Source organism: Mucilaginibacter aureus, from assembly GCF_053514885.1.
This window is the reverse complement of the sequence record NZ_CP170601.1, coordinates 3,101,677-3,114,199: the sequence shown is the minus strand read 5'-3', so window position 1 is coordinate 3,114,199 and position 12,523 is coordinate 3,101,677. Positions and strand designations below refer to the sequence as shown.

The window sequence follows — 12,523 nt, the reverse complement described above, 5'->3', positions numbered from 1 at the left end:
ATGACAAAGCGGCTCGTGTACATATTGATCTTACTGTTGTTTACGGCACGCCTGTCATTAGCTGGTACCGGTCACGTTGGCAAATATTTTCAGATCGTTCATCTGCCTGTTGTTAAATCTGGCCCATCTGTATCCCTCGGGCCGCCAATTACAGATACTTTACGTGTTAAATCCGTACCACAAAACCGTATGGATGTGCTGGGATCAAAAAAGATCAAAGAAGTAGCCAGACCCAAACACCAGTCGAAACCAGAAAAAGTTGTTGCCCCGGTTGATACCGCTGCCTTAAATAAAAAAGCCAAACGCCAGCGCCGGCCCGAAGGATTAGAAAGACCGCCCGAAATACCAAGGAGGAACAATGATTAAAGAGATTTTATAAAGTTGATATGATATGAAATATTTGATGGCTTTGATTTTTTTGCTCGCGTATGGCACGGCCAATACGCTGTTGGCAAATATTGCACCCGATACGGGTACCATCGTTAAAAAACAATCGGTTTCTGCCGGGGTAAATTATGGTACTGATATCAGCTTTTTTGGCCGTACCAGTCAATACAGGTACCCGTTTTTGTCGGGCGATGTTATTTACAACTCTAAACCCGGGTTATTTGTATACGGCTCGTTATGGAAGGTATTGGCCTCGGTACCTACTATTGATGAGTTTGACCTGGGAGCTGGTTACCACTACCGCTTTTCGAAGGCATTTAGAGGAGATATCAGCTATACCCGGTTCTTTATCAACGATAAATCGCAGATCATCAAATCATCAGCAAGCAACGATATTAACTTTAAAAACTCGTACGACTGGAAATATGTAAAAACAAGCGCTACCCTTGATTATTTGTTCGGTAAATCAAGCGATTTTTTTGTTACCATCAGTAACTCAAAGTATTTTGAAAGTAACTGGAGCGTTTTTGATGATAAGGATTATTTAACCTTTGAGCCTGCATTTACCATGATATTCGGCACGCAAAATTTTGTGCAGGACTTTTCACAAAACCACGATTTTTTCAATAATCCGCCGGGTCATGGCCCCGGCATGCATTACGACCCTTATCCGCCGCCCGATGTAGCAAGTAAAAACAGCCAGTTTAACCTGCTTAATTACAGTTTTAAATTACCAATAGCATACAACCGGCCGCATTATACCTTAGAAGCTGCCTACAAATACGCTATACCGGTAAACGTGCAAGGTGCCTTGATCAACAACCACGAATCGTTTTTTAATTTAACCTTCTATTACGTTTTTTATTAAGATACCTATGAATGTTTTAATTGTAGAAGACGAAAAAGCATTGGCCCGCGAGCTGGAAATATTTTTAACCAACGGCAATTACCTGTGCGAGATATGCTACGATGGTAAATCGGCCTCGCAAAAAATTGGCGTAAACCTGTACGATTTTATTTTGATCGACCTGGGTTTGCCCGATTATGAAGGCCTGGACCTGCTTAAGGAGGCCAAAAAGAATAACCCCGAAGCTGCCTGTATCATATTAACGGCACGTGCCGAAGTTTACGACCGCATTAAAGGGCTTGATCTGGGTGCCGATGATTACCTGCCTAAACCTTTTTCGATGCTTGAGCTGCAAAGCCGGATGCAAGCCATTACGCGCCGCAAGTTTGGCTTACAACACACCACCTTAACCTTGGGCGACTTTGTGATCGACCTTAACGACCGGAGCATTACGCACGATGGTATGGTGGTAAGCACCATCACCAAAAAGGAGTTCGACCTGATAGCCTATCTCATTTTGCATAAAAACCGCACGTTAACGCGGCCGCAGTTAAGCGAGCATATTTGGGGCAGCGTGGTAAATGATGATTACGACTCGAACTATATTGACGTGCATATTAAAAACATCCGCAAAAAATTAAGTGTTTATGCACAGCCCGATTGGCTGGAAACTGTGCGTGGTTTGGGCTATAAAATAAAGATATAACCCGGTTTGAAACTGCAAAACAAACTCACGCTATTTAATACCAGCTCAAAGCTGGTTATTGTGATATTGTTTGTTTTACTGCTGCCCAAACTGATCGAAAACATCAATAAAACCTATACCGATAACCGCCTGCGCAAGCAGCGGGACAAGTTTTTACAGATCGTAAAAGACCGCGGTATATCTAACTATATACAAAACGGCGAAAGCTATGGCAGTTATCTGCCCCTGCATGAAGATTTTATCAGTTTAGATGTCGACACTTTGCGTGAGTGGCTCGATACCATCAAAAACGACCGGCGCGTTTTTACCGATGATAAAGATACGCTGGAGTACCGCATATTAAGCCGCAACTTTACCGTTAACAAAAAGAAATATCTGCTCGAAATTGGCCGCAGTGTAAGCACCATCAGCGATACCAGCAGCCCGCTGCAAAGCATTGCCTTACAGGTTTTGTTAGGCATGATCTTTCTTACAATCGTTTCCGACCTGATCTATTCCAATTATGTGCTCAGACCGCTCGATAAGATCATCAAAACCAAACTCATCGGGCACAAGTTTCCCAATTTTGGTATCTATAAAAAGGTGCGTACCACTACGTCCGATTTTCAGTATCTCGACGAAAGTATCCACCAAATGATCAGAACAATTGAAAGTACTTTTCAAAAAGAACGCGAGTTTATATCCAATGCCTCGCACGAATTGATGACACCGATCTCGATATTGCAGTCAAAGATCGAGAACATGTTTGATCGTGATGATGTGATAGATGATGTAAAAGTGCGTTTGCTTGAGATGCAACGCATATTGAACCGTTTAAAAAGCATCACCAAAACGCTGCTCCTCATATCGCAGATCGAAAACGAGCAGTTTATAAAAGACGATAGTATTAAGGCTGCCGATCTTTTACAGGAAGTTTACGATGAAATATCCATTCGCCTGCAGGAAAAAAACATTACACTCAATATTACTATTCCTCCGGGCATCGAGCTTACAAACATCAACAAGTTTTTGATGTTCAACCTATTTTTTAATCTCATTAACAACGCCATCAAGTACAACAAAGAATCGGGCACCATTGCTATAAAAGGCTATTTAAACGATGGCGTTTTTGTAATAGACATTACCGATACAGGCATTGGTATAGCCGAAGAACAATTACCGCTTATTTTTAACCGCTTTAAAAAATTCAAACAATCATTACAGCAGGAAAGCTTTGGCCTCGGTCTGCCAATCGTAAAATCCATTGCCGATTTTCACGATATCCGGATAGACGTTACTTCAGTACTAAACCAGGGCAGTACATTTAAATTAACCTTTCCGGATACCATTTTACAATAAAAAGCGCCGGGTACAATAGATATACTCCGGCGCTATACAACTTTTCAAATAACAGATTACTTATCTCCAGTGGCCGGGTACCCATGTTGAGCCACCGCGTACATTTTGCCAATGCCCGCCTACCCATACATGGCCTCTGTGTATGTGTTCGTAATGTGGTCTTACATATTCATAACGGCCGCCGCGCCATGCCCATTCGCCGCCTATCCATACTGATTGCCTGTCCGGAGGTGCAGTTCTTACTACTACCGGCTCAACCGGCCTGGTGCGTACATAAACCCTTACTTGTGCGTTGCTTGTAAATGCTATGGTAGCAAAAAATGCTGCCAGGGTAATTGATCTCAAAATCGTTTTCATAAGATATGTGTTTATTGATTTAACTAAAAAAATTACGAAAAGTTTAAATTACCTACCGGTGCAAATGGTAACAATCCGGATAGCTAAAACAACAAATTTTAAGGATCATTCGTTAGTTTGTTAATAAATGTTAAATCAATGTAATTCCCTGTTTTTTGAATAAACCTTTTGGCTAAGGTTTAATCTATATCATTACTATTAATATAAATTAAACACCATGAAAAAAATTCTCTTTCTAAGTATAGGCGTGCTGGTATTACTGGCAGGCTCTGTATCGGTAAAAGCCCAGAATTATCCGCCGCCGCGCCGTTATCCGCCACCGCGCCGCTACCCTCAGCAACCACACCAGCAACCTAAACAAACCAACAGTGATTTTTATAAACCAAGGTTTGGTATTGTTGCCGGCGCTAATATTGCCAACATCATCAACCCTAACGACGCCGGCTTTCATACCGACACGCGTCTCGGGTTAAACCTGGGTGTAAGCCTTGAGGTACCTATCGTTTATCCTTTAGGTTTCGAAGCCGAATTGTTGTACTCAGAAAAAGGTTATACCGCCTTTACCCCCTATGGGCAGTTTAGCCAGCGCAACAATTTTATCGATCTGCCTTTGCTGCTTAAAATTCACGTAGTGCCTAATTTTAGTTTTGTAGTTGGCCCGCAGGTAGCCTTTTTAACATCTACACAAAACGTTTATACCAACGGCTTTAGCCAAACGGTACAGCAGCAATACACCCAGGATAGCCAGGGTTATAATAAAAGCCTGATAGACGGGGTATTTGGTGTAAGCATCAATTTAAACCGCAATGTTGAGTTACGCGGCCGGTATACTATCGATCTGCAAAGCAACTCGGCTTATTCGGCAAATAGTAATCCGCAATACAATAACCAGGCCTGGCAAGTTGGCCTTGGTTTTAAATTTTGATAACCGAAAAGTAAACCTCAAAAGCACGCGTCCGCTACCGGAGCGTGCTTTTTTTATTATTGTACTTTATACTTGTACACAAAGCGGCCAATATTGCCGTCGCCATCAATCCCCTCAACAACAACGCGATAGCTGCCCCTGCCATCGGCATTAAAAAACTCTACCGAAGTCCCCCCGGTTGTTTTGTCGGTTAACAAGCGCGGGTTCCAGTAAATGGTGGTCCGCAGGTCGGCCCGTGAGTTAATGGTTATTGGCCCGGTGTATTTGGGCGAATAAAACTCGCGTGTTTTACTGTAGCCCATTGGTGTAAACGTTAACAGGTATTTGGGCGGAAACATCTCTTTCAGTTGTTCTTTACTGATCTTTTTACCTTCCGGGCGCTTTTTGCCGTTAATTACAATTACGCCATTGGTATTATACATCCGGTTAATGCCGCTCAGGTCATCTTTCATAAATGTTTCTATCGATTCGATCTCGTTAGCATTAATTCCGTTTAAAAAGTTAAAATCAACGTTCATCCCATTATAAAAAATGGCTGCCGGAGTGGTTTTATTACCCGCATTGTAATCGCGGGTTATATAAAAATTGTTGTTATCATAAGTAAAACCAACCAACAGGGTTTGCAGGCAGTTTGACAAAAAGTTACAACCCTGAAGTTGCTCACCTTTTACAAAATGATCAGGGTCCATAGCAAGGCCCATCAGCGACGGGTAATCCGAGTGGCTTGGCTTTTTAACTATCGGCGCGTCTTTGATCAATACTTCTTTTAGCGTATGCGTATTGTTATACTCTCTTAAGCGGTTTTGCAGGTATGGATGCATCACGCTGTCAATATTCATCACTTCATCGGGCGCATTATAGTTTGGTGTTACACCCTGTAGTGGCTGCTGGTCAAGCGTCATCATCAAACTGTTACTGTTCAGGTTATCGCGGGCATTTAAGGTTACACTGGTCGAGTCGGATATCGACAGGTTTGAAAACTTAAATTTACCCACCGGGTCGGTAATGGTTTGCGTATTGAAATTGTTGTCAGGCACCTGCAGCCTCACGTTCCCTTTTCTAATGGGCAGCCCGGTATTGTTTCGCAACGTCCCCGATATTTCTATACCATGCTGCTCAGGTAAAAAATACACAGGCGGGCGCTTATCGGCAATAATATCCCGGTACGAAAACCGGCGATAGCCCTGGGTCAGCATCAATATATCCAGGTCTGCTGTGGTTTTATCATCAACATGGTTAAAGTAGTAATTAGGCTTTTCGATATAACCTCTCAGATCTGATGTTAGCAGTAAGCTGGTCAATATCGTGGTTTCGGCGTTCTCATCAAGCGGCACCTTGGTCTCATCAATAACCGCCATCGACAGGCTTGCCTGTACAGGTGTAGTTTTGTTTTTACTCGTTACGCTCAATTGCACTTTTTGTCTTGCGGCGAAGGTTTTGTTTGGCGATGTTACCGACAGGTTTAACAGATCGTTATTACGGATAAATACAATACGCTCGCTCACAGGGTTACCATTAGATGCAAAAAGTGTGACCTGTACTATACCTGTAGGAAATTTGCTTTTAGCAACCGATGCCGTGTACAACTGGCTGGTAAGCGTACTTTTAGCTGCGTAGTAAATAATACCGCCGCTTTGCGCGATGATATAAAACTCTTTGCCCTGGTTCTTCTGAAAAAACACATCGTTACATGATATTTTCAGCAGCATGTTTTCGGCATCTACAGTGCTTGCAGCCAGGTTAATACCCGATGTGGCCACTCTCGGCAGATCATAGGTACCATGGCTGCCATCGGCAAAGGTTACATTAGCAGTATATGCCTTACCGCTTTCGGGCACCATCACAAATTTGCCCATCCCAAGGTTTTGCGATTTAAATTCGGTTACCTGTTTGCCATCACTATCCATAATAACGCCGCTGGCATCAATACCCAAACCATCTGGTTTAATTGCTTTAAACGCCATTATCATACGCAGGCCGCTTATCATCTCGCCCCCCTCCGGAAAAAACTGCACATCTTTTTCCTTGTCTATCTGCTTTAGCGAAAACGAAGCGCCCAGCACTTTACGGTTCCCCAGATCAATATTGGTGATCAGCGGCACCTGGCTTACAGCCGATATTTTCGCAGTATTGATGGTAATATTGGCCACGCCGCTGGCATCTGTTACAACTGTGCCCTTTATTTCCTTATCATCTTCGGGCTCAACGTGCCAGTTTACCTTTTTATTGGCGTAAGCTAACCCCTTCTGGTCGCGGTAAACTACCCGTGCCGTAACTTTCGACAGGTTGTTTTTTGTCGTACTTGCCAGCGATACGCTGGTCACCAGTTCCTTATCGATCACATTACCAACACTAATTACTTTGTTAAAAAAGTACGCCGGGTCAAAATTTCGCATCCAGTTGGTATAGGCTACCAAATGGTAACTACCTTGTTTATACGTCCCTTGCGGCAGCGGTATACTGCCCCAGGCAATACCGTTTATGAGTGGTAATTTTACGGTAGTAACCAGCGAATCGCGGCTGGTTATCACATCCACATATACTATCCGGCTCAAGCCGGTCAATACATGTTTTTCAATGGTGCCATATGCTTTAAACCAAATGGTATCGCCTACCGAATAATACGGTTTATCCATATGCAGGTAAACCTTTTCAATAGGGTATTCATTACCATGCTTAATGGTTTTTTCCAGGATGGTGGTTAAATTAACGGTATCGGGTTTGGTTTGCGCGTTGGCCGATTGATAAACAAATGCTATTAATGCAGTAAAGGCAAATAAAAATTTCCGTAAATTCATTAGTGGGGTATTAAATGCTAAGGGGCCACAATATAGCCATTTAACGCCTTAGCTTAGTAATGATGCTATTTATTTAACATTTTTTTACAAAACCGGGTGGTTATTTAACGCCGGCTGCTATTTCGGTCAATGCTTTAACCAGTTTATCCATATCGGCTATTTTGGTATAAACATGCGGGGTTACGCGCACACAGCTAATGTTTTCCCAAACAATGGCAACGGTATGTATTTTGTATCCGGTAAACAAAGCGCTGTCCAGTTCCGCAGGCGTCATGCCGTCAACAGTAACACCGCAAATAGCGCATGAGTATTGGGGTTTAAGCGAGGTGTGTATCTTAACCTTAGGTATCTGCGCCGCCCTGCTTGCCCAATAATGCTTCAGGTAATGTATCCGCTCTTCCTTCCGTTTGCTGCCAATAGCGTTATGGAAATTAACGGCCTCGCCTATAGCCTGCTCTATCGGGATGCTCCGGGTGCCCAGGGTTTCAAACTTGCGGATATCATCGCTATGCGGCTTATCATTACACAGCAGCGGCCATATCTTGCCTATCTTTTCCTTTTTTATCCACAGCATACCGGTGCCCACAGGGGCCGATAAGAATTTGTGCAAACTGGTGCCAAAGTAGTCGCAGCCCAGCTCGGGTATCTTAAAATCAAGCAGCCCGAAGGAATGTGCGCCATCCACCATAACCTCAATGCCCCGGCTATGTGCCATGCTGCATATCTTTTGAACAGGCAATATCTGCCCAACCCAATTGATAATGTGCGTTACATGGATCAGTTTGGTTTTGGGTGTAATAGCATCTTCAAAGCCTTTTACTATCTGCTCGTCGTTCTCTATCGGGAAATCAAAGCTGATCTGCTTATAAACTATCCCATCGCGCAGGGCACGCTGGCGGTAGGCTTGTATCATGTTGGGGTAATCCTGCCTGGTGCCTATCACTTCGTCACCGGCTTTCAGGTCAAGCCCGTATATCACTGTGTTCAGTGCTTCGGTAGTGTTCCGGTTAATGGCAATTTCATCGGGCTGGGCGCCGGCCAGTAAGGCCAGCTTCTCGCGAAGCGGTTCGCGGCCCTGATCAAGCACCCGGTTCATAAAGTATGATGGCCCCTCGTTGGCCAGGTCGTTATACCGCGATAGCGCCTGCTGCACCACCAACGGCGCAGGCGATACACCGCCGTTATTCAGAATGATGATATTTGAGCTAACCGTATAGGCTTGTTGTATCGTTGCCCAATAATCCTCGTCGGCTGCAATTTGTGCGTCGGTTAAATGGGCCACATGTTTGGCTGCCTGCTCAAAATCGGCTGCGTGGGCAAGGTTAAATAAACTGCTGGCACTATAGGCACCCGCCAAAGCGGTAAGCTGCTTTACAAATATTCGTCGGTTTTGGGGCATCAAAGTAAAATTAGGGAAATATACGCAACTTAGGCAATCATTAAGTCATTTCAAACAAGGGGGGTATTTGTCGGTATTTTTTTATCTTTTCAGTACCAATATGCCCTCATTGTGTTATTTGGGCGTTTTCCATTCTCTACCGGGTGGGTACAGGGTGGGTGCGTGGTGGGTACAATATTTTTTCAGTAACTAAAGAACAATAACTCAATAACTCAATAACCCAATAACTCAATAACTTCCCCACTTGTAAGATACGAATTTAAACCCGCATCTCAAAGCATGATCAGCGTTTTTTCACCATATCCCCAATGATCATTTCGGCATGAACACGCGAGTTTTCAATAAACCACAAATGCGTATCCATACCGCCGCAAACCACGCCCGCCAGGTATACACCGGGCAAATTGCTCGTTTCCATGGTTTCGGCGTTGTATTGCGGCAGCAGCTTTTCATCTGTCGAAAGCTGTATGCCGATCTTCTTTAAAAAATCAAAATTGGGCTTGTATCCCGTCATGGCCAAAACAAAATCATTGGGAATAGTTATGCTGCCCTCCGGTGTTTGCAAAACAACTTCATGCTCCCGCACCGCTGTAAGCGACGAGTTAAAATAGGCGGTAATGCTCCCCTCTTTAATCCGGTTAATAATATCGGGCCGCACCCAATACTTTACGCGGCTGCTTATTTCGTCTGCGCGCACAACCATTGTTACCTCGGCTCCCTTACGGTAAGTTTCCAGCGCCACATCCACCGCCGAATTGCTTGCCCCAACCACCAGAACCTTTTGCATCGCATAATAATGCGGGTCTTTATAATAATGCTTAACCTTCGGCAGGTCTTCGCCCGGTACATTGAGCTTTACAGCGATATCATAAAACCCGGTAGCTATAATTACGTTTTTGGCAGTATAGGTCGTTTTGCTTGTCGTGATGTTATACGCGCCCTTTTCACCATCAATATGCTGCACCTCTTCAAACAGGTTTATCGGTAAATGATTTGAAAAAGCCACCCGCCGATAATACTCCAACGCCTCAGCACGTGTTGGTTTTACATTGTTCGATACAAATGGGATACCGCCTATCTCCAATTTTTCGGAGGTACTGAAAAACGTCATTGTCGACGGGTAATTATACAACGAGTTTACCAGGCAACCTTTATCTACAATTACAAATGACAAACCGGCCTTTTGCGCCGCCAGTCCGCAAGCCAAACCGATGGGGCCGGCACCTATGATCAATATATCAAGCATGGCTTAAAAGTAACAATTTATAGATAGTGCAGCTTATTCGATTTAAAACTGTGACAATTGAATGTAAGAATATTCCGCGTTAAGGATAGAAGCGGATACCGGCCTTGTGGCTAAGGCCTGCGCAGTATGAGCGGATAGCCTGGGCCGAAGGCAACGCCCAAATCTACCAAACTATTTTAAGACAACCAGGAGGGCTTTTTAAGAACGACAGACGCTCAAACTATAAGCAATCTTATTGCGCTTGTTTGCAACGAGTACTTTACCTGGCTTAGCGATTGCATCGCATTTTAAAAACAAAGTATCAGTGATTTTGAAATTTGCGACAGGCGCATCGCAAAAAAAAGGGCACAAAAAAAAGGGTAAGCACCTTTTATCGCACCGCTACAACCCTCTACCCTTGCTGCGTTCCCACCCTGGGGGAGTTCAAGAGGAGCTGGTCGTAAAAGACTTACCCCGCCACAAAGATAGAAAAATTTGCGTTCTATCCATTAAAAATAACATTTTGTCAATACCGGCTTCATAACAGTTTACTATACAACTATTTAATATTCCAGCTAAAGCCCACTGCTATCCCTGCCGATTGCAGTTTAACCTTGCCGTAGCCAATATCCGTCATCGGCAGTTGCAAATAAGGCTGCAGGTCAAGGCTAAATTTCGGGTTCAGCCTGCGTTGGTATAGTACCCCCACATCGAACACACCAAAATAATGCTTATTGCGGTTTGAAACCGAGTAGCCTTCCGGGCCAATCGTAGCCGGGTTGGCATAAGTGTAAGTATAATTTTCTTTCAGCATCAGGTAAGATGATAGTCCCACTCCCGCGCTCAACTTGTTTTTAACGTTACCGTACACCTGGTAATGCAGGTAAACCGGGATATCCAGTACCCGGCAATCGGCATTAACATATTCGGGCCTGGTTGTAAAATAATACCCGGTATGGTAATTACTAAACTCGGTACCGTATGGCACTTTGGCGTACACCGCGCCGGTGCTCAATGTAAACTTGCCCTTCCCTACCGAAAACAGCAGCCCCACATTTGCACCTGCCTGTGTTTGTGTAAACGAGCCCACGCCATTCATATTTGTTGCGGCCATAACCGTTAACGCCAGGCGCACAGGCGCTGCTGCTGTCTTTTTCACCTCTGGTTTTGTTGCTTTGGCTATTTCAGCCTTCTGTTTAACAATCCCGGCAGTATCGGCAGTTGTTTCAGGTTTAACCGTTTGAGGTTTATCAATAACAAATGTATTCGGGCTAAATGCTGTCGCCGCATTGGTTTTTTCAGGGTTATTAGCCGCTGTTTCGGCTTCGGCAGTACTCTTCCCTGGTTTTACAACAGCTATCACGGCTTCTGTAGCAGGCTGTTCTGGCCGGATATGCGTATTTGCTATACGGTTGCTGTTGTTAGTATTACCTTTACGGCGATACTGGTTTGATGCGATATAACTCCTGTTAACCGCGGCATTTTTCTGTGCGGGTTTAGCTTGCGCTATACGGGCATCATTATTTTTATCTGGCATGCCCGGTTGAGCTACGGATTCTGCTGCCACCTCCGGTTTATCCGGAACGGGTTGTTTTACCGCCGCGGCGTTCGTTCCATCAACAGGTGTATTTTTATTTACAGCTACAGGTGTCTTAACTATTTCAGTAGCCGAAGGCTTAAAAAACAACCAGGCAAAAACCACCAGCAAAACAGCTGCCACGCTACCTATATAAGGCAACAGCCCTATAATGCCGCGTTTTTTCTTCCGTTCGTCGAGCATTTTTTCAAGCGCGTCCCAATCGGCTTCACGGTATTCTGCATGATGGCCGGGCTCTGTTAACCCTTCTCTGAACATTTCGTTCAATTCATCATCCTGGTTCATCTTCTTAAAATATCTTTTATATAACTGTCTGTTATGATCATTTTATGTACAGCCACAGGTGCATCCGGCTTATCAGTATCGCCATTCTGCTTTCCCAATATCATTTGCTGTAACTTTTGCCGTGCCTTATGCAGGTTTGATTTTGAGGTACCCGGGTTTATCCCCAATATTTCCCCTATTTCATCATGAGTATACCCGTCAATAGCATACAAGTTAAACACCGTGCGGTAAGCCTGCGGTAGTTTTTGCACCAGCGCAAGCAAATCGTCGTAATTCAGTTTGGCACTTATCGTATCACCAACCGATACATCTTCTGCCGTTTCAATATCTTCGGTATAGGCAACCTTTAAATTGGTACGGTAATAATCAATAGCGGTATTGGTCATAATACGTCCAAGCCAGGCCTTAAAGGGCCTCGAGTCATCGTACTTTTTAATATTGGTCAGTGCTTTAAAAAAACCGGTGTTTAGTATTTCGGCCGCCTCGTAGCGGTTACCGGCATAACGCAGGCAAATGCCCATAGCAAAACCATACAATGTTTTATATAACATTTTTTGGCTTGCCCTGTCCTCTTTTACACAGCCCCGAATGATATTTTGCAGTTCCTGTTCACTCATACGGCCATTCCGTACACATTAATAACAGCGCGCAAGTTATTG

General features: G+C 44.1%; 11 protein-coding genes and 1 other RNA gene. 5 read left to right on the top strand and 7 right to left on the bottom strand.

Annotation, left to right across the window (positions count from 1 at the left end; genetic code table 11):
* From ACFGVR_RS13275 to ACFGVR_RS13260, 4 genes are read left to right on the top strand one after another with little or no spacing between them, the layout of a single operon-like run.
* A complete protein-coding gene (locus ACFGVR_RS13275; protein ID WP_448697733.1) occupies window positions 1–366 on the top strand; it encodes a hypothetical protein in 366 nt (121 codons plus the stop codon).
* Between the two features lie 37 nt (window positions 367–403).
* Window positions 404–1,255 carry a hypothetical protein gene (locus tag ACFGVR_RS13270; protein ID WP_448697732.1) on the top strand — a complete coding sequence of 284 codons (852 nt, stop codon included), beginning with the start codon at window positions 404–406 and terminating at the stop codon, window positions 1,253–1,255.
* A 7-nt stretch (window positions 1,256–1,262) separates the two neighbouring features.
* Window positions 1,263–1,940, top strand: coding sequence for a response regulator transcription factor (locus tag ACFGVR_RS13265; RefSeq protein ID WP_448697731.1), 678 nt, complete (start codon window positions 1,263–1,265; stop codon window positions 1,938–1,940).
* A gap of 6 nt (window positions 1,941–1,946) precedes the next feature.
* Window positions 1,947–3,278 (top strand): sensor histidine kinase, encoded by a 1,332-nt coding sequence (locus ACFGVR_RS13260; RefSeq protein WP_448697730.1) that lies wholly within the window; start codon window positions 1,947–1,949, stop codon window positions 3,276–3,278.
* A gap of 60 nt (window positions 3,279–3,338) precedes the next feature.
* Here ACFGVR_RS13260 and ACFGVR_RS13255 read toward each other — a convergent pair whose 3' ends face one another.
* Entirely contained in the window at window positions 3,339–3,635 is a 297-nt protein-coding gene (locus tag ACFGVR_RS13255) for a hypothetical protein (protein WP_448697728.1), read from the bottom strand.
* A gap of 217 nt (window positions 3,636–3,852) precedes the next feature.
* On the opposite strand from ACFGVR_RS13255, the gene ACFGVR_RS13250 reads away from it, so the two are divergent.
* The gene (locus tag ACFGVR_RS13250) at window positions 3,853–4,560 is read left to right on the top strand and encodes a porin family protein (protein WP_448697726.1); all 708 of its coding nucleotides are present in this window, start codon (window positions 3,853–3,855) and stop codon (window positions 4,558–4,560) included.
* 56 nt (window positions 4,561–4,616) lie between these two features.
* On the opposite strand, the gene ACFGVR_RS13245 is transcribed toward ACFGVR_RS13250, so the two are convergent.
* From ACFGVR_RS13245 to ACFGVR_RS13220, 6 genes are all read right to left on the bottom strand, one after another.
* Entirely contained in the window at window positions 4,617–7,358 is a 2,742-nt protein-coding gene (locus ACFGVR_RS13245; protein WP_448697725.1) for a carboxypeptidase regulatory-like domain-containing protein, read from the bottom strand.
* Window positions 7,359–7,458: 100 nt separating this feature from the next.
* The gene (locus tag ACFGVR_RS13240; RefSeq protein WP_448697724.1) at window positions 7,459–8,757 is read right to left on the bottom strand and encodes an aminotransferase class V-fold PLP-dependent enzyme; all 1,299 of its coding nucleotides are present in this window, start codon (window positions 8,755–8,757) and stop codon (window positions 7,459–7,461) included.
* Between the two features lie 283 nt (window positions 8,758–9,040).
* Window positions 9,041–10,003, bottom strand: coding sequence for a YpdA family putative bacillithiol disulfide reductase (locus ACFGVR_RS13235; protein WP_448697722.1), 963 nt, complete (start codon window positions 10,001–10,003; stop codon window positions 9,041–9,043).
* A gap of 355 nt (window positions 10,004–10,358) precedes the next feature.
* An RNA gene (gene ffs / locus ACFGVR_RS13230) (signal recognition particle sRNA small type) lies at window positions 10,359–10,457 on the bottom strand.
* A gap of 84 nt (window positions 10,458–10,541) precedes the next feature.
* Complete coding sequence (locus tag ACFGVR_RS13225) at window positions 10,542–11,864, bottom strand: hypothetical protein (protein WP_448697720.1); 1,323 nt, start codon at window positions 11,862–11,864, stop codon at window positions 10,542–10,544.
* Window positions 11,861–12,481, bottom strand: coding sequence for an RNA polymerase sigma factor (locus ACFGVR_RS13220; RefSeq protein ID WP_448697719.1), 621 nt, complete (start codon window positions 12,479–12,481; stop codon window positions 11,861–11,863). Before ACFGVR_RS13220 ends, ACFGVR_RS13225 begins: the two co-directional genes overlap by 4 nt.
* Window positions 12,482–12,523 lie beyond the last annotated feature (42 nt).